This is a genomic window from Bacteroides sp. AF34-31BH (assembly GCF_003602795.1).
In the GTDB taxonomy this organism is placed as follows: Bacteria; Bacteroidota; Bacteroidia; order Bacteroidales; family Bacteroidaceae; genus Bacteroides; species Bacteroides uniformis.
Genome location: NZ_QTLV01000002.1, coordinates 490158 through 512775, shown reverse-complemented (window position 1 = coordinate 512775; position 22618 = coordinate 490158). Strand labels below are relative to the sequence as shown.

At 52.3% G+C, this 22618-nt stretch carries 13 protein-coding genes; 10 read left to right on the top strand and 3 right to left on the bottom strand.

Features of this window, described 5'->3' with window-relative positions; genetic code table 11:
- Nucleotides 1-31 precede the first annotated feature (31 nt).
- Together DWZ67_RS05680 and gltB are read right to left on the bottom strand one after the other, a co-directional pair.
- Nucleotides 32-1390, bottom strand: coding sequence for a glutamate synthase subunit beta (locus DWZ67_RS05680; RefSeq protein WP_120138387.1), 1359 nt, complete (start codon nt 1388-1390; stop codon nt 32-34).
- An 84-nt stretch (nt 1391-1474) separates the two neighbouring features.
- Nucleotides 1475-6028, bottom strand: coding sequence for a glutamate synthase large subunit (gene gltB / locus DWZ67_RS05675; protein WP_410492078.1), 4554 nt, complete (start codon nt 6026-6028; stop codon nt 1475-1477).
- A gap of 365 nt (nt 6029-6393) precedes the next feature.
- On the opposite strand from gltB, the gene glmS reads away from it, so the two are divergent.
- The 5 genes from glmS (at nt 6394) to DWZ67_RS05650 (ending at nt 15393) form a co-directional block, all read left to right on the top strand.
- Nucleotides 6394-8238 (top strand): glutamine--fructose-6-phosphate transaminase (isomerizing), encoded by a 1845-nt coding sequence (gene glmS, locus DWZ67_RS05670; RefSeq protein WP_044468006.1) that lies wholly within the window; start codon nt 6394-6396, stop codon nt 8236-8238.
- 146 nt (nt 8239-8384) lie between these two features.
- On the top strand, nt 8385-10268 hold the full coding sequence (locus DWZ67_RS05665; RefSeq protein WP_120138337.1) for an amidophosphoribosyltransferase: 1884 nt from the start codon (nt 8385-8387) through the stop codon (nt 10266-10268).
- Between the two features lie 8 nt (nt 10269-10276).
- Nucleotides 10277-11353 carry a glutamine-hydrolyzing carbamoyl-phosphate synthase small subunit gene (gene carA / locus DWZ67_RS05660; protein WP_117990779.1) on the top strand — a complete coding sequence of 359 codons (1077 nt, stop codon included), beginning with the start codon at nt 10277-10279 and terminating at the stop codon, nt 11351-11353.
- 217 nt (nt 11354-11570) lie between these two features.
- The gene (gene carB, locus DWZ67_RS05655) at nt 11571-14807 is read left to right on the top strand and encodes a carbamoyl-phosphate synthase (glutamine-hydrolyzing) large subunit (RefSeq protein WP_034529837.1); all 3237 of its coding nucleotides are present in this window, start codon (nt 11571-11573) and stop codon (nt 14805-14807) included.
- A 37-nt stretch (nt 14808-14844) separates the two neighbouring features.
- The gene (locus DWZ67_RS05650; protein ID WP_044468003.1) at nt 14845-15393 is read left to right on the top strand and encodes a methylated-DNA--[protein]-cysteine S-methyltransferase; all 549 of its coding nucleotides are present in this window, start codon (nt 14845-14847) and stop codon (nt 15391-15393) included.
- A 2-nt stretch (nt 15394-15395) separates the two neighbouring features.
- Here DWZ67_RS05650 and DWZ67_RS05645 read toward each other — a convergent pair whose 3' ends face one another.
- Complete coding sequence (locus tag DWZ67_RS05645; protein ID WP_120138386.1) at nt 15396-16289, bottom strand: helix-turn-helix domain-containing protein; 894 nt, start codon at nt 16287-16289, stop codon at nt 15396-15398.
- 191 nt (nt 16290-16480) lie between these two features.
- On the opposite strand from DWZ67_RS05645, the gene DWZ67_RS05640 reads away from it, so the two are divergent.
- The 5 genes from DWZ67_RS05640 (at nt 16481) to DWZ67_RS05620 (ending at nt 22482) form a co-directional block, all read left to right on the top strand.
- A complete protein-coding gene (locus DWZ67_RS05640) occupies nt 16481-17743 on the top strand; it encodes a TolC family protein (RefSeq protein ID WP_035448616.1) in 1263 nt (420 codons plus the stop codon).
- A 34-nt stretch (nt 17744-17777) separates the two neighbouring features.
- Nucleotides 17778-18668 carry an HlyD family secretion protein gene (locus DWZ67_RS05635; RefSeq protein WP_009038348.1) on the top strand — a complete coding sequence of 297 codons (891 nt, stop codon included), beginning with the start codon at nt 17778-17780 and terminating at the stop codon, nt 18666-18668.
- On the top strand, nt 18646-20103 hold the full coding sequence (locus DWZ67_RS05630; protein WP_044468707.1) for an ATP-binding cassette domain-containing protein: 1458 nt from the start codon (nt 18646-18648) through the stop codon (nt 20101-20103). The genes DWZ67_RS05635 and DWZ67_RS05630 overlap by 23 nt, the downstream gene beginning before the upstream one ends.
- A 47-nt stretch (nt 20104-20150) precedes the next feature.
- On the top strand, nt 20151-21254 hold the full coding sequence (locus DWZ67_RS05625; RefSeq protein WP_044468708.1) for an ABC transporter permease: 1104 nt from the start codon (nt 20151-20153) through the stop codon (nt 21252-21254).
- Between the two features lie 112 nt (nt 21255-21366).
- Nucleotides 21367-22482 carry an ABC transporter permease gene (locus DWZ67_RS05620; RefSeq protein WP_044468709.1) on the top strand — a complete coding sequence of 372 codons (1116 nt, stop codon included), beginning with the start codon at nt 21367-21369 and terminating at the stop codon, nt 22480-22482.
- Nucleotides 22483-22618 lie beyond the last annotated feature (136 nt).

Sequence of the window (22618 nt, the reverse complement as noted above, 5' to 3'; positions counted from 1 at the left end):
AATTAAAGGTTAAAAATTAAAGAAAGGGAAATCATTTCTTGTTTTCTTTTAGAGGTTCGAGGTAACGGTCTATTTCTGTTGCCACTCGTCGTCCGTCGGCCAAGGCACGTACTACGAGGCTGGCGCCGTGGGCGGCATCGCCTGCCACGAATACGTTCTCTGCAAACTTCGGTTGCTCGGGCTTGAGGAAACCCATGGCAAGAAGCACCATATCGGCTTCGATGACCTCTTTCTTACCCGTAGATTTCATGGTAGGGCGGTTACCGTCTGTTGCCGGAAGCCACTCCACTTCTTCCACTTCCACACCGCATACCTTGCCATTCTTCCCGATGAACCGGGTAGAGGCGAGGGACCATCGACGGGTACAGCCTTCTTCGTGGCTGCTGGTGGTTTTCAGTACGACGGGCCATTGCGGCCAGGGAGTATCCGGGTTGTGTCCTATGGGCGGTTGGGGCATAATTTCAATCTGGGTTACGCTGACGGCTCCCTGGCGGATGCTGGTGCCTATACAGTCGGACCCGGTATCGCCGCCGCCGATGACGAGTACCCGTTTGCCGCGGGCGTTGACGAGCTGGTCTTTCGGGAAGGTATCTCCATCCAGAATATGGTTCTGCTGTGCCAGCATGTCGAGGGCAAAGTAGATGCCTTTCAGCTCCCTGCCCGGAATGGAGAGGTCGCGGGCGGTGGGCGTACCGGTACAAATGGCGTAGGCATCGAATCCGACGGGCAGTTTCTGCACATCGACATGGACTCCCATCTTGAACAAGATACCTTCGGCCTCGAGGATTTTCATGCGGCGGTCGATGACGGCTTTGTCCAGCTTGAAGTTGGGGATGCCATAGCGCAGCAGTCCTCCCGGCATCGGTTTGCTATCGAATAGGGTAACTTCGTAACCTTTGGCGTTCAGCCGTACGGCAACGCTCAATCCGGCAGGGCCGGCGCCGATGACGGCTACCTTCTTTCCGTTACGTTCGGGCTTGCACGGTGTGATGTAACCCTCGCGAAAGGCAGCTTCGGCAATGGCGGCTTCATTTTCGCGGATAGTGACCGGCTCGTTGCACGAGAGTTTCAGTACGCATGACTTCTCGCAGAGGGCGGGGCAGATGCGTCCCGTAAATTCCGGAAAATCATTCGTACTGTTCAGTATTTGATAGGCTTCGCGCCATTTGCCCCGGTAGAGCGCGTCTTGGAATTCCGGGTCTTTATTGCCTAGCGGACATGCCCAGTGGCAGAAGGGTACGCCGCAGTCCATACAGCGCGAGGCCTGGAGCTTGCGGTCGTGGCTGTTCAGTGTCTGTTCCACTTGGCTGAAGTCTGTGATACGTTCGTGTATCGGACGGTAACCCGCCTCTTGGCGGGGGATATTGAGGAATGCTTTTGGATCTCCCATGATGAACAAATTAAAAAGTTAAAGAATTAAAGAATGAAAGGGGAATTTCCTCAGTCTTTCATTCTTTCATTATTAATTCGCGATTCAATAATCGCGTTGCATTTCTGCAATCTTCTGTTGCAATTTCTGCATCTGCTCCTCTTGCAGCACTTTTTTGTATTCGATAGGGACTACCTGGATGAACTGGTCGGCATAGCGTGGCCAGTCATCGAGCATGGTGCGTGCCAGTTTGGAACCGGTGTACAGGTAGTGCTGGCGGATGAGCTCGTGCAGTTCCTTGCGGTAGGAGGCCTCTTCGATGAGACTCAGTTCTACCATTTCCATGTTGCAGAAATAGTCGAAGTTGTCGTCCCGGTTCCATACGTAGGCCACACCGCCGGACATGCCTGCGGCAAAGTTGCGTCCCGTCTGTCCGAGTACTACCACGCGCCCGCCGGTCATATACTCGCAGCAGTGGTCGCCTACACCCTCCACTACGGCTGTGGCACCGGAGTTGCGGACGGCAAAGCGCTCGCCTGCACGGCCGTTGATGTAAACTTCACCGCTTGTGGCGCCGTAAAGCAGGGTGTTGCCTGCAATCGTGTTTTTCTCTGCCTCGAAGTTGCTCCGTACCGGAGGCAGGACAGCGATGCGTCCGCCACTCAGACCTTTGCCCAGATAATCGTTGGCCTCGCCTTCCAGCTTGAAGTTGACACCCGGGACAAGGAATGCCCCGAAACTCTGCCCGGCAGAGCCTTTGAACTTCACGTTCAGCGTATGTTCGGGCAGCCCTTTTTCTCCGTATTTTGCGGCAATGACACCAGAGAGCATGGCGCCGCAGGCACGGTCGGTATTGGCGATGGTGTACTCCAGCGAGATTTCTTTCTGGTTCTCTACGGCTTCGGCGGCGGCATGTAGCATCTCTACATCTTTCACATGGTCGATGCCATGCTGTTGGTCGGTGACGTGGCGGATGGCGGCTTCATTGTCTACGCGTGCCAGTAGTTTGTCGAAGCTTATCAACTGATGTTTCCTGATTCCGTCATCCGGCTTGCGGACGATAAGGTCTGTGCGTCCAATGATGTCATCCAGGCGTTCCACACCGATTTCCGCCAGGTATTCGCGTACTTCCTGCGCCAGGAACGTGAAGAAGTTCACCAGATACTCGCTGCGTCCGCGGAAGCGTTTGCGCAGTTCTTCGTTCTGTGTCGCCACCCCTACGGGGCAGGTGTTCTGGTGACATTTGCGCATCATTACGCAACCCAGTACAATCAGGGCACTGGTGGCGAAACCGAATTCTTCGGCTCCGAGCATTGCCATCAGTATGATGTCGCGGCCTGTTTTGAGCTGTCCGTCCACTTGCAGCATCACTTGTCCGCGCAGGCCGTTCAGCACCAGTGTCTGCTGCGTTTCGCTCAAACCGAGTTCGGGCGAGATGCCGGCATAGCGGATGGATGATGCAGGAGAGGCTCCCGTACCGCCCTCTGCACCCGAGATGACTATCAAATCGGCCTTTGCCTTTGCCACACCGGCGGCAATGGTGCCCACACCGCTTTCTGCCACCAGCTTCACGCTGATTTTTGCCCGTGGGTTCACGTTCTTCAGGTCGAAGATGAGCTGTGCCAGGTCTTCGATGGAGTAAATGTCGTGGTGGGGCGGGGGAGAAATCAGCGAGATGCCCGGAATGGAGTGGCGTGTCTTGGCAATCACTTCATCCACTTTGAAGCCCGGCAGCTGTCCGCCTTCGCCCGGCTTGGCGCCTTGGGCAATCTTTATCTGTATTTCGTCCGCATTCACCAGATATTCTGCGGTGACACCGAAACGTCCTGAGGCCACCTGCTTGATGGCGCTGCGCAGACTGGTGCCGTCTTCGCGCGGCATGAAGCGTGCCCGGTCTTCGCCTCCTTCGCCCGTATTGCTCCGGCCATGCAGCTTGTTCATGGCAATAGCCATGGCTTCGTGGGCTTCGCGGCTGATGGAGCCGTAGGACATGGCGCCGGTGACAAAGCGCTGTACGATGTTCTCTACCGGTTCCACCCGGTCTATGCTGATAGGAGCGCGGCGGAAGTCGAGGAAATCGCGCAGGAAGATGGGAGATTCCTTGCTGTCTACCATGGCAGTGAACTCCTTGAATTTCTTATAGCTTCCCAGGCGTGTGGCAAGTTGCAGTGTGCTGATGGTTTCCGGGTTCCAGGCGTGCTTCTCACCATCCTTGCGGAAGGCATACAGTCCGCGGTTCGGCAATAGCTCCGCTTCCCCCTTCTTTTTAAGAACCTCCATCCCTTCCTTGTGGAAGGCGATGGCGTCGCGTGCCACTTCATCCAGGCGTATGCCTCCGATGCGTGAACTCAGTCCGCCAAAGTAGGCATTGCTCAACTCCTCGCTCAGTCCTACGGCCTCGAAAATTTTCGCGCCCCGGTAAGAACGGATGGTGCTGATGCCCATCTTGCTCATAATCTTGAACAAGCCTTTGCAGACGGACTTGATATATTTCTTTTCGGCAGTGGCGTAGTCGAGCTGTATTTCCTTTTCGTTCACCAGTTTGTCGATGACGGCAAAAGCCATATACGGATTCAGTGCGCTGGCTCCGAAGCCCAGCAGCAGTGCGGCGTGCATCACTTCGCGGATTTCGCCGCTTTCTACAATCAGTGCCGTCTGCACCCGTTTGCCCACGGAGATAAGATGGTGGTGTACCGCCGACACGGCAAGCAGTGACGGAATGGCGGCATGGGCGGCGTCTACGTCGCGGTCGGAAAGCACGATGTAGTTCACTCCTTCGTTGACGGATTCTTCCGCCTGCTTGCAGAGGGTTGCCAATGCTTCCTGCAATCCCTGGCACCCTTTTGCCACTTCGAAGAGCAGGGGCAGCTTCACGGTCTTGAAGCCTTTGTACCGGATGTTGCAGAGAATATCCAGCTGGGCGTTGTTCAGGATGGGATGGTTCAACCTCACCATCTTGCAATGGTTTTCGCTGGGTGTCAGTATGTTCATGCCTACGGCTCCGATGTATTCGGTCAGCGACATTACCAGTTCTTCGCGTATCGGGTCGATAGGAGGGTTGGTGACTTGGGCAAACTGCTGGCGGAAATAGTTGTACAGTAGTTGCGGCTTGTCCGAGAGTACTGCCAGCGGGGTGTCATTGCCCATGGAGTTGATGGGTTCGGCACCGGTGGTACACATCGGGACAATCAGCCGTTCCACGTCTTCTTTGGAGTAGCCGAAGATGCGCAGCATGCTGTCGTAGTTCTCCACGCTATGGGAGACTTTGCGACCGCTTTTCAGTTCGTCCAGCTCGATGCGGTTGCCGGCCAGCCAAGTGCGGTATGGTTTGGCTTCGGCAAGTTGTTTCTTCAGTTCGCCGTCATAATATATTTCGCCTTTCTCGGTGTCTATAAGCAGTATCTTGCCCGGTTGCAGGCGTCCTTTTTCCTTGATGTCTCCCGGCTCGAAATCCATCACGCCGACTTCGCTGGCCACTACCATCATGCCGCCCTGCGTAATCAGGTAGCGTGCAGGGCGCAGTCCGTTCCTGTCGAGCATGCCGCCTGCATAGCGCCCGTCGCTGAAAAGCAGTGCCGCCGGTCCGTCCCACGGCTCCATCAGGATGGAGTGGTATTCATAGAAAGCTTTCAAATCTTCGCTGATGGGATTCTTTTCGTTGAAGGATTCCGGTACGAGCATGGCCATGGCGTGCGGCAGGCTCAGGCCCGACATGATGAGAAACTCGAGCACATTGTCCAGTGAGGCACTGTCGCTCATGCCCGGTTGCACGATGGGGCGTATCTCCCGGATGTCTCCCAGGGCGGGAGAGGAGAGTACACTCTCACGGGCTTCCATCCAGCCGCGGTTGCCGCGGATGGTATTGATTTCGCCGTTGTGTGCCAGCAGGCGGAAAGGCTGTGCCAGTCCCCAGGTGGGGAAAGTGTTGGTGCTGAAACGGGAGTGCACCAATGCCAGTCCGCTGGTGAAGTAGCTGTTGGTGAGGTCGGGGAAGTAGTTGCGCAACTGCAAGGAAGAGAGCATGCCCTTGTAGACGATGTTCTTCGTAGAGAGCGAGACGATGTAGAAATCCTCGCGGGTGGGGATGTCCGACTTGCGTATTCTGTTCTCTATCCTTTTCCTTATTATATAGAGTTTGCGGTCGGCGGTTTCGCTTTCCGTAAATCCGGTGATGAAAATTTGCTTGATGTCCGGTTCGTTGGCAAGAGCCGCTTCTCCCAATATTTCGGGGCAAGTGGGCACGTTACGCAGATGCATCAGGGTCAATCCCTCCTTTTCAATCTCTTCGATAATGACGCTCAAGATGACAGCCTGGTCTTTTCCGTCTTTGGGAAGGAAAAGCAGGCCGGTGCCGTATTTTCCCTTCTCGGGAACGGGAATGCCCTGCAACAGAATGAATTCGTGCGGTATCTGCAGCATGATGCCGGCACCGTCTCCGGTTTTGTTGTCCGCCCCTTCCGCTCCACGGTGGCGCATGTTTTCCAGTACCTTCAATGCCGATTCTACCAGTTCATGTGATTTTCCTCCCTGGATATTGACCAGCATGCCTACTCCGCAGGCATCGTGCTCATGGGATGCCTCATACAAGCCCAACTGTTTGGGCTGTCGCTGGTAATCCTCTGCTTTTGTTTTGTTGTTAAAAAGTTCTTGTTTCATGATTATAAGCTTTCTTTATTGCTGTATAATATTGTTTGTGGTTTCAAAATGTTCGGCAAATATATGGTATTAATTGCAAAATGCTAATATGTATTCCTGCCTTCTTTCTTGCAAAATTCCTGCGATAGAAGATGAAGTTATGAATTGATAGAAAACACCCTCTGTTTTCTTTTAATCCTAAATCAAAATCAGACGGTTTGATTTGGATTTATAAATTAAGCCTTTTGCTTTTAAAATAATACTTTCTTTAACTTTTTGATGTAAAAACAACTTTTTTCTATTCTTTTGATAAATAAATAGTGAAAAGATTAACTTTATGTTCTTAAGAATATGTATATTTGCAGCGCAAAATCAAATACTGATACATTATGTGTGGAATAGTAGGCTATATAGGTCAAAGGAAAGCCTACCCCATTCTTATCAAAGGTCTGAAGCGGTTGGAGTACCGTGGATATGATAGTGCAGGGGTAGCATTAATCAGTGATAACCGACAGTTGAACGTGTACAAAGCGAAAGGTAAGGTTTCGGAACTTGAAACTTTCGTTGCTCAAAAAGATATTTCCGGTAACATTGGTATTGCACATACACGTTGGGCCACTCATGGAGAACCTTGTTCCGTCAATGCCCATCCCCATTATTCCTCTTCCGAACGCCTCGCCCTCATCCATAACGGCATTATTGAAAACTACGCCGTCCTTAAAGAAAAACTTCAAGCCAAAGGTTATGTATTTAAAAGCAGCACTGATACCGAGGTGCTGGTACAGCTCATTGAATACATTCAGGTGACAAACCATATTGACCTGCTGACGGCGGTGCAACTTGCCTTGCAGGAAGTGATTGGGGCGTATGCCATTGCGGTGCTCGACAAGGACAATCCGGATGGGATAATCGCTGCACGCAAGAGCAGTCCGCTGGTGGTGGGCATCGGTGAAGGAGAGTTTTTCCTGGCTTCGGATGCCACGCCGATTGTGGAATATACGGATAAGGTGGTGTATCTGGAAGACGAAGAGATTGCCCTCATCCGCCGGGGAGAGAAGCTGAAGGTTGTTAACCTGAAGAATGTGGAATGTCCGCACGAGGTAAAGACGGTAGCGCTCAATCTCGGCCAGCTGGAGAAGGGAGGCTATCCGCACTTCATGCTGAAGGAAATCTTCGAACAGCCCGGCTGCATTCACGACTGCATGCGCGGGCGTATCAATGTGGAGGGTACGAACGTGGTTCTTTCTGCAGTGATTGATTATAAGGAACGTCTGCTGGCGGCCAAACGCTTCGTCATCGTGGCATGCGGTACGTCATGGCATGCCGCCCTCATCGGCAAGCATTTGATTGAAAGCTTCTGCCGTATTCCGGTGGAGGTGGAGTATGCCAGTGAGTTCCGTTACCGCGACCCGGTGATTGACAGCAACGATGTAGTGATTGCCATCTCGCAAAGCGGAGAAACGGCCGATACGCTGGCAGCCGTGGAGCTTGCCAGAAATCGTGGGGCATTTATATATGGCATCTGCAATGCCGTCGGTTCCAGTATTCCCCGTGCCACGCATACGGGTTCCTATATCCACGTGGGACCGGAAATAGGGGTGGCATCCACCAAAGCCTTCACCGGGCAGGTAACGGTGCTTACCATGCTGGCCCTGACACTTGCCAAAGAGAAAAAGACGATGGACGAAGGGCAATACCTGGCAATTGTCAAGGAATTGGGACATATCCCCGACAAGATGAAGGAGGTCTTGAAACTGAACGACCGTATAGCGGAACTTTCCAAGATATTCACCTATGCACACAACTTTATCTATCTGGGACGCGGATACAGTTATCCCGTAGCCCTGGAAGGTGCTTTGAAGTTGAAGGAGATTTCGTATATCCATGCCGAGGGCTATCCTGCCGCCGAAATGAAGCATGGTCCCATTGCCTTGGTAGATGCCGAGATGCCGGTGGTGGTTATTGCCACCCGGAATGGGCTTTACGAAAAGGTGCTGAGCAATATCCAGGAAATAAAGGCGCGTAAAGGCAGGGTTATCGCCATTGTGACAAAGGGAGATACGGTCATCAGTAAAATAGCCGACACTTGCATCGAGCTTCCCGAAACAATGGAGTGCCTTGATCCGTTAATAACTACGGTACCTCTGCAATTACTTGCCTATCACATTGCCGTGTGCAAGGGAATGGATGTGGACCAGCCGAGGAATCTTGCGAAGTCGGTGACTGTAGAATGAGGACATGTACAATTTACCATTTACAATGTACAATGGGGCTGCGCTTGGGAGGGGTAAATGTAAATGGTAATTGTATGCTATAATAAGGAAAAGAAAATTGTACACTTAAAATTGTACATTGTAAATGGTAAATTGTAAATAAATAGATGGAACAACTGAAGCATGAATGCGGCGTCGCCATGATACACCTGCTGAAACCGCTGGAGTACTATGAAGAGAAGTACGGAACATGGATGTACGGACTCAACAAGCTCTATCTCCTGATGGAGAAACAACACAACCGTGGGCAGGAAGGTGCCGGACTGGCCTGCGTGAAACTGGAAGCCAGTCCCGGCGAGGAATATATGTTCCGTGAGCGTGCTCTCGGCTCGGGCGCCATTACCGAAATCTTCGGTACGGTGCAGGGCCACTTCAAGGACTTGACCAAGGAACAGCTGCATGATGCGGACTATGCCAAGCGTGTGCTGCCCTTTGCAGGGGAGGTCTATATGGGACACCTGCGTTACTCCACTACCGGAAAGTCCGGCATCTCGTACGTGCACCCGTTCCTCCGGAGAAACAACTGGCGTGCCAAGAATCTTGCCCTCTGCGGCAACTTCAACATGACGAATGTGGATGAAATCTTCGCACGCATTACCGCCATCGGCCAGCATCCGCGCAAATATGCCGATACCTACATCATGCTGGAGCAGTTGGGACATCGCCTCGACCGCGAAGTGGAGCGCCTCTTCAACCTTGCCGAAGCGGAAGGGCTGGCAGGCATGGACATCACCCGTTATATAGAAAACCACATCGACCTTGCCAACGTGCTGCGCACTTCGAGCAAGGAGTGGGACGGGGGATACGTGATGTGCGGACTTACCGGCAGCGGAGAGACTTTCGCCGTACGCGACCCATGGGGCATCCGTACAGCCTTCTGGTATCAGGACGACGAGATAGCGGTGCTTGCCAGCGAACGTCCCGTGATACAGACAGCCCTTAATGTTCCTGTCGAATCCATCAAGGAGCTGCAACCCGGACAAGCCATGTTTATCAACAAGGCCGGCAAGGTGCGCACCGTGCAAATCAACAAGCCGCGCGAGGTGAAACCTTGTTCCTTCGAGCGCATCTACTTCAGCCGAGGCAGTGATGTGGACATTTACCGGGAACGTAAACTGCTGGGTGAGAAACTTGTACCCAACATATTGAAAGCCATCGACAACGATGTGGACCATACCGTCTTCTCCTTCATCCCCAATACGGCGGAAGTCGCCTTCTACGGTATGTTGCAGGGATTGGACGACTACCTCAACGAGGAGAAGGTGCAGCAGATTGCCGCCTTGGGGCATAGTCCCAGCCACGACGAACTGGAGCATATCTTGTCGCGGCGCATACGGAGCGAGAAGGTGGCAATCAAGGACATCAAGCTGCGTACCTTCATTGCCGAAGGAAACAGCCGGAACGACCTTGCCGCCCATGTGTACGACATCACTTACGGAAGCCTTGTCCCGGGAGTGGATAATCTGGTCATCATCGACGACTCGATAGTGCGCGGAACCACCCTGAAGCAGAGCATCATCGGCATCCTCGACCGTCTGGAGCCGAAGAAGATAGTCATTGTAAGCTCTTCACCGCAGGTGCGCTATCCCGACTACTATGGCATCGATATGGCTAAGATGAGCGAATTCATCGCCTTCAAGGCTGCTGTGGAACTGCTGAAGGAGCGTGAGATGCGCGATGTAATTGCCGCCGCCTACCGCAAGTCCAAGGAGCAGGTAGGCCTGCCCAAAGAACAGATGGTGAATTACGTGAAGGAGATTTATGCTCCTTTCACTGATGAGGAAATCTCTGCCAAGATGGTGGAGCTTCTTACTCCGAAAGGGACGAAAGCCAAAGTGCAGATTGTCTACCAGCCTCTCGAGGGGCTGCATGAGGCCTGCCCCAAGCATCCGGGTGACTGGTACTTCAGCGGCGATTATCCTACGCCGGGCGGTGTGAAGCTGCTGAACAAGGCATTTATTGATTATATAGAACAAGTTTATCAATTTTAATTGAATCAATGAGAAATGTAACTCTAATCCTCGACGACGGGAGCCGCTTCCACGGCAAGTCGTTCGGTTTTGAAAAACCGGTAGCGGGAGAGGTGGTCTTCAACACAGCCATGACGGGTTATCCCGAAAGCCTGACCGACCCTTCGTATGCCGGACAGCTGATGACGCTCACCTATCCGTTGGTGGGCAATTACGGTGTGCCGCCTTTTACTCTCGAACCGAATGGGCTTGCCACTTTTATGGAGAGCGAGCATATCCATGCCGAAGCCATTATTGTAAGCGATTATAGCGAAAATTATAGCCATTGGAATGCGGTGGAAAGCCTCGGTGACTGGCTGAAACGCGAACAGATTCCGGGCATCACGGGCATCGATACCCGCGAACTGACAAAGGTGCTTCGCGAGCATGGGGTGATGATGGGACGTATCGCCTTTGATGATGAATCGGATGAAATGCCTGAGGCCTCTTATGCCGATGTGAATTATGTGGATAAAGTTAGCTGCAAGGAGGTTATCCGTTACAACGAAGGAACCGGTAAGAAGAAAGTGCTCCTTGTGGATTGCGGCGTCAAGCATAACATCATCCGCTGCCTGCTGAAACGTGACGTGGAAGTGATTCGCGTTCCTTGGGACTATGATTATACTGGAATGGAGTTCGACGGGTTGTTCATCTCCAACGGTCCCGGTGACCCCGATACCTGCGATGCTGCCGTGCAGCATATCCGCAAGGCAATGCAGAACGATAAACTGCCCATCTTCGGCATCTGTATGGGAAACCAGTTGCTTTCCAAAGCTGGGGGCGCCAAGATATACAAATTGAAATACGGTCACCGCAGCCATAACCAACCGGTGCGTATGGTGGGTACGGAACGTTGCTTCATCACCTCACAGAATCATGGGTATGCCGTAGACAACAACACGCTGACAGAAGACTGGGAACCGCTTTTCATCAATATGAACGATGGTTCTAATGAAGGAATCCGCCACAAATGCAATCCCTGGTTCTCCGCACAGTTTCATCCCGAAGCTGCCAGCGGGCCGACGGATACGGAGTTTCTTTTTGATGACTTTGTGAAGTTGCTTTAGTAAGAGAATTTTATCAAGAATGGTTGCGTTCGTAATCTCTTGATAATCAGTATGTAAAAGACGGTATAATGAGTCCCATACTGAATGTCATTCAGTCCCAGAGTGAATACCTTTCAGTCCTATACTGAATGCCATTCAATTAGTGACTGATTGTGTAAGGTAAGAGAAAGATAAGGTTTTATTACTACTATTACATTTTTAATAAACAGATATGCAAATGAAAGAAAACAATATAAAGAAAGTCCTGCTGCTCGGTTCCGGTGCACTGAAAATCGGTGAGGCAGGAGAATTTGACTACTCCGGTTCGCAGGCGCTCAAGGCATTGAAGGAGGAAGGCATCTACACGGTTCTCATCAATCCGAACATTGCCACGGTACAGACCTCGGAAGGAGTTGCCGACCAGATTTACTTCCTGCCCGTCACGCCCTATTTCGTGGAGAAGGTGATAGAGAAGGAGCGCCCGGACGGCATCATGCTTGCTTTTGGTGGGCAGACGGCACTGAACTGCGGTGTTTCCCTCTATAAAGACAAGATTTTCGAGAAGTACGGCGTGACGGTTCTCGGCACTCCCGTGCAGGCCATCATTGACACGGAGGACCGTGAAATCTTTGTGCAGAAACTGAATGAGATTGATGTAAAGACCATCAAGAGCGAAGCTGTGGAGAATGCAGCGGATGCCCGTCGCGCAGCCCGGGAACTGGGATACCCGGTCATTGTCCGTGCCGCATACGCGCTTGGCGGACTGGGTTCGGGCTTCTGCGACAATGAAGAAGAGCTGAATGTGCTGGTGGAGAAAGCCTTCTCCTTCTCCCCGCAGGTGCTGGTGGAGAAATCGCTGAAGGGATGGAAGGAAGTGGAATACGAGGTGGTGCGCGACCGCTTCGACAACTGCATCACGGTCTGCAACATGGAGAACTTCGACCCCCTGGGCATCCATACAGGTGAGTCCATCGTTATTGCCCCGTCACAGACGTTGAGCAATACGGACTATCATAAATTGCGTGAACTCGCTATCCGCATTATCCGTCACATCGGCATTGTGGGAGAGTGTAACGTGCAGTATGCCTACGACCCGATGAGCGAGGACTACCGGGTAATCGAGGTAAATGCACGCTTGAGCCGTTCGTCTGCACTTGCCTCTAAAGCAACGGGTTATCCGTTGGCGTTTGTAGCGGCAAAACTCGGCTTGGGCTATGGCTTGTTCGACTTGAACAACTCTGTGACAAAGACTACAAGCGCTTTCTTCGAACCCGCCCTGGACTATGTGGTCTGCAAGATACCGCGTTGGGATTTGGGCAAGTTCCACGGGGTGGACAAAGAGCTGGGTTCGAGCATGAAGTCGGTAGGCGAGGTGATGGCTATCGGCCGTACTTTCGAGGAAGCCATCCAGAAGGGGCTTCGCATGATAGGCCAGGGCATGCACGGCTTCGTAGAGAACAAGGAACTGGTGATTGCCGATTTGGACAAGGCTCTGCGCGAACCTACCGACAAACGTATCTTTGTCATCTCCAAAGCCTTCCGTGCCGGGTATACGGTGGACCAGGTGCACGAATTGACCAAGATAGACCGTTGGTTCCTGGAGAAGTTGATGAACATCATGGATACCAGCAGGGAACTGCACTCTTTTATGGCTGATGGAGAGTTGCCAATGATTCCCGTGGACTTGTTGCGTAAAGCCAAAGTACAAGGCTTCTCTGATTTCCAGATAGCCCGTGCCCTCGGCTTGGAACAAGCAATGGACGGCGAAGAAGCCATCCTTGCCGTCCGCAATTTCCGCAAGAGTGCAGGCATTCTGCCCGTAGTGAAGCAGATAGATACCCTTGCCGCCGAATATCCCGCACAGACCAACTATCTCTACCTGACGTATAGCGGCACGGCAAATGATGTCCGTTACCTCGGCGACCGCAAGTCCATTGTCGTATTGGGCTCCGGCGCCTACCGCATCGGTTCTTCCGTAGAGTTCGACTGGTGCGGCGTGCAGGCCCTGAACACCATCCGCCAGGAAGGCTACCGCAGTGTCATGATAAACTACAACCCCGAAACCGTGTCTACGGACTATGACATGTGCGACCGTCTTTACTTCGACGAGCTCACCTTCGAGCGCGTGATGGATATTCTCGAACTGGAGAATCCCCACGGGGTGATTGTCTCTACCGGTGGTCAGATACCGAATAACCTTGCCCTGCGCCTCGATGCGCAGAAGGTACCTATTCTCGGCACAAGCGCCAGGAGCATCGACAATGCCGAAGACCGTGACAAGTTCTCCGCCATGCTCGACCGCATTGGTGTAGACCAGCCCGAATGGCGGGCGTTGACCTCCCTGGAGGACATCAACGCCTTTGTGGATAAGGTGGGCTTCCCGGTATTGGTCCGTCCTTCCTACGTATTGTCCGGCGCTGCGATGAACGTCTGTTCCAACCGGGAGGAGCTGGAACGCTTCCTGAAGCTGGCGGCGAATGTCAGCAAGAAACATCCCGTAGTGGTGAGCCAGTTCATTGAGCATGCCAAGGAGGTGGAGATGGATGCTGTGGCGCAAGATGGAGAGATTATCGCGTACGCCATCAGTGAGCATATCGAGTTTGCCGGAGTGCATTCCGGTGACGCCACTATCCAGTTCCCGCCACAAAAGTTGTATGTGGAGACGGTGCGCCGCATCAAGCGCATCAGCCGCGAGATTGCCCGTGAGCTGAACATCTCCGGTCCGTTCAATATCCAGTATCTGGCACGCGAGAACGACATCAAGGTGATTGAGTGCAACCTCCGTGCCAGCCGTTCGTTCCCGTTTGTCAGCAAGGTGCTGAAGATAAACCTTATTGAACTTGCCACGAAGGTGATGCTCGGCATTCCGGTACAGAAGCCGGACAAGAATCTGTTCGATTTGGATTATGTAGGCATCAAGGCGAGCCAGTTCTCCTTCAACCGTCTGCAGAAGGCCGACCCGGTACTGGGGGTGGATATGGCAAGTACGGGCGAGGTGGGTTGCATCGGCAGCGATACTTCCTGCGCCATTCTCAAGGCGATGCTCTCCGTGGGATATCGTATTCCAGAGAAAAATATCCTGCTTTCTACCGGTACTCCGAAGCAGAAAGTGGACATGCTTTCTGCCGCGCGTATGCTTCAGAAGAAGGGGTATAAGATATTTGCCACGGGTGGTTCCAGCAACTTCCTTACGGAGAACGGTGTGGAGAATACGCGCGTCTACTGGCCCAGCGAACCCGAACGCCAGCCACAGGCACTCGACATGCTGCACCGCAAGGAGATAGACATGGTGGTCAATATTCCGAAGAACCTCACCGCAGGCGAGTTGGATAACGGCTACAAGATACGCCGTGCCGCCATCGACCTCAATATTCCGTTGATAACGAATGCCCGTCTGGCAAGTGCGTTCATCAATGCATTCTGCACGATGACACCGGATGATTTGGCTATCAAGTCGTGGGCGGAGTACAAATGATGATTTAATTTGCTATCTTTGCTGAAAACTAAGTTCGATGGAAACAATTTTGACCCAATACTATCAATCTCCTTATGGCGAGTTGCTCCTCGGCTCTTTCGGCGATAAACTCTGCCTATGCGACTGGATGCTGAACGAGAAACGTAGAGTAACCGTTGATAAGCGCATACGGCAGGCGCTGTATGCCGATTATGAGGAAGGCACTTCGGAAGTGATTGCAAGGGCAATCATTCAGTTGGATGAGTATTTTGCCCGTAAGCGGACCATATTCGATGTTCCACTGCTTGCAGTCGGAACAGAATTCCAGCGGACGGTGTGGCAGGAGTTGCAGAACATCCCTTACGGAAAAACAGTGTCCTACGGCGAGCTTTCACGAAAGCTGGGCAATCCGAAAGCCGTACGTGCGGTGGCGGCTGCCAATGGGGCAAATGCCCTCTCCATACTCATCCCCTGCCATCGTGTGGTGGGCAGCAACCATACGCTGATAGGCTATGCCGGTGGACTGGCAGCCAAACAAGGGATGCTGGCATTGGAAGCGGACTCTTGCGACGGACCGTCAGGCTCCCGTATAGGACAGCTGTTTTGAGGTCAGGTTTGTTTCTGGTATTCCGCCGGTGTCATCCCCGTCATACGTTTGAAGAACTTCGAGAAGAACGACGGATTGGGAAAGTTCAGTTCGTCTGATATTTGAAACACCAGTAGATTACTGTGTTTCAGCAATACTTTGGCTTCGAGGATAACTGCTTGATTAATCCATTGCATCACGGTTTGTCCGCTTGTTTCACGTATCACCGAACTCAGATAGTGCGGTGTCAGGCATAGCTTGTCGGCATAGAAGTTGACGTTGCGTTCGTGCTTGCTGTGTTGGTTCACCAAAGCGATGAAGCGGCGGAATAGCTCTTCCTGGCGTGAAAGGCGTGCCGGAGTTGACTTGCATGTGTGCTCGTGGATATACTTAAGGTTATAGAGAAGTGAGACAATCAAGTGCTGTACAGCTCCGCGGCGGTAGGGCAAACAATGTAGTATATTCCACAATAAAGAGAAGAAGCTGCTGATGTGTGCCCATTCCTCGTTGTTGCATGAAAGGCGGATTCCGTTTCGTGTATAAGCTTCCGAAAGAATGGAATTCTGTAGTACGGGCAGAAAATTGGCAGTGGGCATGATGACTTGGAATTCGTAGTCGGGACTGACTTCCGATATTTCTATCAGCGAATTGTCAGGGATGATAATAATATCGTGGGCTGTAGCTTCATATTCGATAAGATTGATGGAGATTCGGCCCTTACCTTGCATGATGCGTACAATCCTTCCTTCTTTGGCACGATAAGGTTGCTGGGTGCGGAATAGCCTGAATCCTATTGCTTGAAAACTGATGACCATTCCCAAATCGTCGTTTATAAATCTGTATTCGGAATGTTCTATAAAATCCGGATTGTTGCGGATGTCCTCGAATGCGACGCTTATCGGTTTGTTCTTTTCCATATCTTTCCCTTTATGAATAATGTATATTTCCACCGCAAAGATAATAAAGTGTTCCTATTATTTGTCTTTTTCTACGAAATGTCGTACTATTAGAACATCTTTGCGCACAAATGGATTGTATGGTTATAGGGTTATGCCTTTATCTTTGCATGTGTATAGAACAAAACCATGTAGAATAAACAAGAAACAGAATGGATATGAAACGAACCGTTTTCTTTTTTACCCTTTCTCTTGCCGCCATGCTGGCACATGCCCAGCTCACGTTGGAAGAGTGCCAGCGCCGGGCGCAAGACAATTATCCGTTGGTCAGGCAATACGGACTGATAGAAAAGGCACGCGGGTACGACCTCTCCAATGCCGGAAAAGGTTACTTGCCCCAGTTTTCCCTATCCGGCAAGGCCACGTACCAGAGTGACATCACCCGGCTACCGGTCGAAATCCCTAATCTCGACATCAAGACTGCTTCGAAAGACCAGTACCAGGTGATGCTCGAAGTGCAGCAGACCCTCTGGGATGGTGGGGATATACGTTCCAGAAAACGATTGACGCGTGCCGCCTCGGAAGTGGAACTGGAAAAACAGCATGTAGACATGTATGCCTTGACTGACCGGGTGAACCAGCTCTTTTTCGGCATCCTGCTGTTGGACGAACAGCTGAAACAGAACAGCCTCTTGCAAGAAGATTTAGGAAGAACCCACAAGCAGGTAGCCGACTATATAGCCAATGGCATCGCCACCCTGAGCGACCTGGATGCAGTCAGCGTAGAGCAACTGAACACCAGGCAGCACCGTGTGGAATTGGAGACCACCCGCCGTGCATACCTCAGCATGCTTGCTGCCTTTACGGGCAAGGATCTCTCTTCCGAAACGGTTTTATTGAAACCGGCTGCCGAAGAAAACATAGACCGGCAGATGAACAACCGCCCCGAACTTCGTTGGTACGATGCGCAGGGAGAGCAACTCCACCAGCAGGAGGCAGCCTTGAACACCCGGTTGATGCCGCGTTTCGGCCTTTTTGTACAAGGGGCATACGGCAATCCGGGATTGAATATGCTGAAAGATGAATTCAACGCCTATTATATGGCGGGGGTGCGCATGTCCTGGAATTTCGGCAGTCTGTATACGTTGAAGAACGACCGCCGCAGGATAGACAATACCCGCCAACAGATAGAGACCGGCCGGGATGTGTTCCTTTTCAACATTCGCCTGCAGGCTACGCAGCAGGATGCGGGCATTGTATCCATGCGCCGCCAGATGGCGGATGATGACGAGATTATCCGTCTGCGTGGGAATATCCGCCGTGCAGCCGAGGCCAAGGTGCAGAACGGGACAATGACCGTGACCGATATGCTGCGGGAGATTACCAATGAAAGTATGGCACGACAGACCAAGGCATTGCATGAGGTGCAGTTGCTGATGAACATCTGGCAGCTGAAATATACGCTGAACAATTAATGACTATAATCCGTAATTTATAACTTGAAATAGTATGAAATCATTGAAATTATTTCCTTTTTTATTTCTCCTTGCCGCCTGTACCGGTGGTACTCCGAAATATGATGCGACGGGAACGTTCGAGGCTACCGAAGTCATCGTTTCTGCCGAGGCGTCTGGAAAACTGCTGAGTTTCGACATCGAGGAAGGCACGACACTGAAAGACGGGCAGGAAGTAGGCATTATAGATACCGTCCAACTCTATCTGAAGAAACTCCAGTTGGAGGCCAGTGTCAAGTCCGTGGAAGGCCAGCGGCCTGATATCCTGAAACAAGTAGCCGCCACTCAGGAACAGATTGTGCAGGCACGGCGCGAGCGCGACCGCGTGTCCAACCTGCTCCGTGTGGGTGCCGCCAACCAGAAGCAGCTCGATGATGCCGAGTCCCTTCTCGAAGTCCTCCGCAAGCAGCTCGACGCACAGAACTCCACCCTGCGCAACAGTGACCGCAGCCTGACGTGGCAAAGCTCCTCTGTCGGCATCCAGGTGGCGCAGATAGAAGACCAGCTGCGCAAATGCCACATCACCTCTCCGCTGACGGGAACCGTCCTTGCCCAATATGCCGAAGCCGGAGAACTGGCTGCTCCCGGCACCCCTCTTTTCAAAGTGGCGGATATGGAGCAGATTTACCTCCGTGCCTACATCACCTCCGAGCAGCTTGCCGAAATCAAGCTGGGACAGCAAGTGAAGGTTTATGCGGATTATGGAAAGGAAGTGCGGAAAGAATACCCCGGCATCGTTACCTGGATTTCCGATACGTCCGAATTCACTCCAAAAACTATCCTGACGAAAGACGAGCGTGCCAATCTGGTCTATGCCGTAAAGATTGCCGTGAAGAATGACGGGATGCTGAAAATAGGAATGTATGGAGGCTGTAACTTTAACTAATATCTCCAAGCGTTACGGCAGCTTGGAAGCCCTGCGGGGCGTCTCTCTGTCAGTGGCTCCCGGTGAGCTTTTCGGCATCATCGGGCCGGACGGTGCGGGCAAGACATCGCTTTTCCGCATCCTCACCACTTTGCTGCTTGCCGACGGAGGCTCGGCCTCGGTCTGCGGTCTGGATGTGGTGAAGGACTACAAAGCCATCCGCAGGCGGGTGGGGTATATGCCCGGACGCTTCTCCCTCTATCCGGACTTGACGGTGGAGGAGAATCTCAATTTCTTCGCCACCGTCTTCCACACCACCATCGAGGAGAATTATGATTTGGTGCGCGACATTTACCGGCAGATAGAACCTTTCCGCAAGCGCCGCGCCGGAGCGTTGTCCGGCGGCATGAAGCAGAAACTCGCCCTTAGCTGTGCCCTTATCCATAAACCGGATGTCCTCTTTCTGGACGAACCCACTACGGGCGTCGACCCCGTGTCCCGCAAGGAATTCTGGGGAATGCTTCGCCGACTGAAGGAGCAGGGTATCACCATCATTGCTTCCACCCCCATCATCGACGAAGCGCGCCAATGCGACCGCATCGCCTTCATCAACGAAGGAGAGATAAAAGGCATCGATACCCCCGACCGTATCCTGACACGCTTTGCGGGCATCCTCTGCCCTCCGGGCTTGCAGCACGAACGGGTGGAAAACCACGAAAACAAGGTGATTGAAGTGGAAGGGTTGACCAAGCGGTTCGGTAATTTCACCGCTGTAGACCACATCTCCTTCCAAGTCCATCGGGGCGAGATTTTCGGTTTCCTGGGAGCCAACGGGGCAGGCAAGACCACCGCCATGCGCATGCTTACGGGACTTAGCCGCCCCACCGGCGGCAAGGCATGTGTGGCAGGTTTCGATGTGGCTTCCCAACCCGAAGAAGTGAAGAAGAACATCGGCTACATGAGCCAGAAATTTTCCCTTTACGAAGACCTCAAGGTGTGGGAGAATATCCGCCTCTTTGCCGGTATCTACGGCATCCCCGAAGCGGAGATTGCCCCCAAGACGGATGAGCTGCTCCTCCGCCTCGGGCTGGAAAAGGAACGGGATACACTGGTGAAAAGCCTTCCGCTGGGCTGGAAGCAGAAGCTGGCCTTCTCCGTCTCCATCTTCCACCGTCCCAAGATTGTTTTTCTGGATGAGCCTACGGGTGGGGTGGACCCTGCCACGCGCCGCCAGTTCTGGGAGCTGATTTACCAGGCTGCCGACGAGGGCATCACCGTCTTTGTCACCACCCACTTTATGGACGAGGCGGAGTATTGCGACCGCATCTCCATCATGGTAGACGGCGTCATCCGTGCACTCGACACTCCCGGGGAGCTGAAACGGCAGTTCAATGCCACTACGATGGACGATGTATTCCAACAACTGGCTCGTCAAGCCGTGCGAACCGCCGACTGAAAATCCGTGAAATCCGCATTATCCGAGCCTAAATATAAATATAGACAATGAAACAATTCATATCTTTCATCCGAAAAGAGTTCTTCCATATCTTCCGCGACCGGCGCACGATGCTGATTCTGCTGGGCATGCCCATCGTGCAGATAATCCTTTTCGGTTTTGCCATCACCACCGAGGTGAAGAACGTGCGTGTGGCGGTGCTCGACCCGTCGAATGACGTAGTTACCCGCCGTATCATCGACCGCATGGATGCAAGCGAATACTTCACCGTCATCCGCCGCCTGCATTCTCCCGCCGATATGGAGGCTTCTTTCGGAAGAGGGGAGATTGACATGGCGCTTGTTTTCAGCGAGCGTTTCTCGGACAAGCTTTATACCGGCGAGGCGCGCGTGCAGCTTGTCTCCGACGCCACAGACCCCAATATGGCGACTATGCAGGCAGGCTATGCCGCAAACATCATCTCCTCTGCCGGGCAGGAGATGCTTCCGCCGGGAGTGCATGCCGCTGCCATTGTACCCCAGCTCAAGTTGCTGTACAATCCGCAGATGAAGAGTGCCTACAACTTCGTGCCGGGTGTCATGGGGCTTATTCTGATGCTGATTTGCGCCATGATGACCTCCATCTCCATTGTGCGCGAGAAGGAGACGGGGACGATGGAGGTCCTGCTGGTTTCTCCCGTCAAACCGCTTTTCATCATTCTGGCAAAGGCGGTGCCCTATTTTGTGCTGTCGTTTGTCAACTTGACCACCATTCTTCTACTTTCGGTCTATGTGCTCGATGTTCCCGTGGCGGGCAGCTTGTTCTGGCTGGTGGTGGTGTCGCTGCTATTCATTTTTGTCTCCCTGGCGCTGGGGCTGCTGATTTCCACGGTCACCCGGACGCAGGTTGCCGCCATGCTGGTGTCCGGACTGATGCTGATGATGCCCACCATGTTGCTTTCGGGCATGATATTCCCCATTGAGAGTATGCCCGTTATCTTGCAGGCCATTTCAGCTGTGCTTCCTGCACGCTGGTATATCCAGGCGGTGCGTAAGCTGATGATTGAGGGAGTGGATGTTTCGCTTGTGCTGATGGAGGTCGGCATACTTGCCACGATGGCGGTATTGCTGATAACGGTGAGTTTCAAGAAATTCAAGCATCGGCTTGAGTAAAGAGCGGATATGAATTTTATATTAATTATTCAGGCAGAAGAACATAAGGACAAAAGGATACGGGAAATCTGTTCTTTTGTTCTTATGTCTAAAATCTTTAAAATATCGTCTTATGATAAAGTTTCTCATTGAAAAGGAATTCAAGCAGTTGTTCCGCAACTCCTTCCTGCCCAAGCTGATTTTCATTTTCCCGTGCATGATTATGATACTGATGCCCTGGGCCGCCAATCTGGAGATAAAGAACATCAATCTGAATATAGTGGACAATGACCACAGCGTCTTGTCTCGCCGTCTGGTAGATAAAATCGGTGCATCCACTTATTTCTGCCTGACAGCGCTTCCCGATACATACGATGAGGCTTTGCTGGCCATTGAAGCAGGTTCGGCAGATGTCGTGCTGGAGATTCCCCGTGATTTCGAAAAGGATTGGGTGAAGGGAGAGGCGCCTCGTCTGCTGGTGGCGGCCAATGCCGTGAACGGCACGAAGGGCAGTCTGGGAGGATCCTACTTGTCTTCCATCATCAGTGACTATACCCGTGAACTGGGTTCGGAGTCGTCTTCGCAAGGGCTTGCCGGGAAGCCGCTTCCCCGGGTGGACATCACTACGCAGAACCTTTACAACCCCACGCTGAACTACAAGCTTTTCATGATTCCTGCCCTCATGGTAATGCTGCTGACGCTGATTTGCGGTTTTCTCCCTGCCCTCAATGTGGTGGGCGAGAAGGAGGCGGGCACCATCGAGCAGATAAATGTCACCCCCGTCGGCAAGTTCACTTTCATTGCCGCCAAGCTGATACCTTACTGGCTGATAGGTTTTGTGGTGCTGACCATCTGTTTCGTTCTGGCATGGGTACTTTACGGCATTCTGCCGGCGGGACATTTCCTCACTATCTACGGCATGGCGCTGTTTTTTCTACCGGTGGTGTCGGGGTTCGGGCTGGTCATATCCAATCATTCGACCACGTTGCAGCAGGCCATGTTTGTCATGTGGTTCTTCATGCTTATCCTTATTCTGATGAGTGGTCTTTTCACCCCTATCCACAGTATGCCTGAGTGGGCGCAATGGATTACGCGTATCAATCCGCTGCGCTATTTTGTAGAGGTAATGCGTACCATCTATCTCCGTGGCGGCGGATTTGCCGAACTGCTGCCGCAGTTGGGAGCCTTGTTGGTCTTTGCATTGGTCTTCAATCTGTGGGCGGTAAAAAGTTATAAGAAAAGCAGTTAACTGATTTTTCCATATTAGCATCCCATTTGGCTCTTTTTCTTGAAAAAGGGCTACACCATTTGCCTTGGATAGCTACACCCTTTTGTGTTTAAGGCTACGCCATGAGGAGGAAAAGGTGTAGCCCTTTTATTATGGA

Bases quoted from the DNA above. Each gene is read 5' to 3' on its own strand.
- DWZ67_RS05680 (WP_120138387.1), bottom strand. From the start codon at position 1,390: ATGGGAGATCCAAAAGCATTCCTCAATATCCCCCGCCAAGAGGCGGGT.
- glmS (WP_044468006.1), top strand. From the start codon at position 6,394: ATGTGTGGAATAGTAGGCTATATAGGTCAAAGGAAAGCCTACCCCATT.
- DWZ67_RS05665 (WP_120138337.1), top strand. From the start codon at position 8,385: ATGGAACAACTGAAGCATGAATGCGGCGTCGCCATGATACACCTGCTG.
- carA (WP_117990779.1), top strand. From the start codon at position 10,277: ATGAGAAATGTAACTCTAATCCTCGACGACGGGAGCCGCTTCCACGGC.
- carB (WP_034529837.1), top strand. From the start codon at position 11,571: ATGAAAGAAAACAATATAAAGAAAGTCCTGCTGCTCGGTTCCGGTGCA.
- DWZ67_RS05650 (WP_044468003.1), top strand. From the start codon at position 14,845: ATGGAAACAATTTTGACCCAATACTATCAATCTCCTTATGGCGAGTTG.
- DWZ67_RS05645 (WP_120138386.1), bottom strand. From the start codon at position 16,289: ATGGAAAAGAACAAACCGATAAGCGTCGCATTCGAGGACATCCGCAAC.
- DWZ67_RS05640 (WP_035448616.1), top strand. From the start codon at position 16,481: ATGGATATGAAACGAACCGTTTTCTTTTTTACCCTTTCTCTTGCCGCC.
- DWZ67_RS05635 (WP_009038348.1), top strand. From the start codon at position 17,778: ATGAAATCATTGAAATTATTTCCTTTTTTATTTCTCCTTGCCGCCTGT.
- DWZ67_RS05630 (WP_044468707.1), top strand. From the start codon at position 18,646: ATGGAGGCTGTAACTTTAACTAATATCTCCAAGCGTTACGGCAGCTTG.
- DWZ67_RS05625 (WP_044468708.1), top strand. From the start codon at position 20,151: ATGAAACAATTCATATCTTTCATCCGAAAAGAGTTCTTCCATATCTTC.
- DWZ67_RS05620 (WP_044468709.1), top strand. From the start codon at position 21,367: ATGATAAAGTTTCTCATTGAAAAGGAATTCAAGCAGTTGTTCCGCAAC.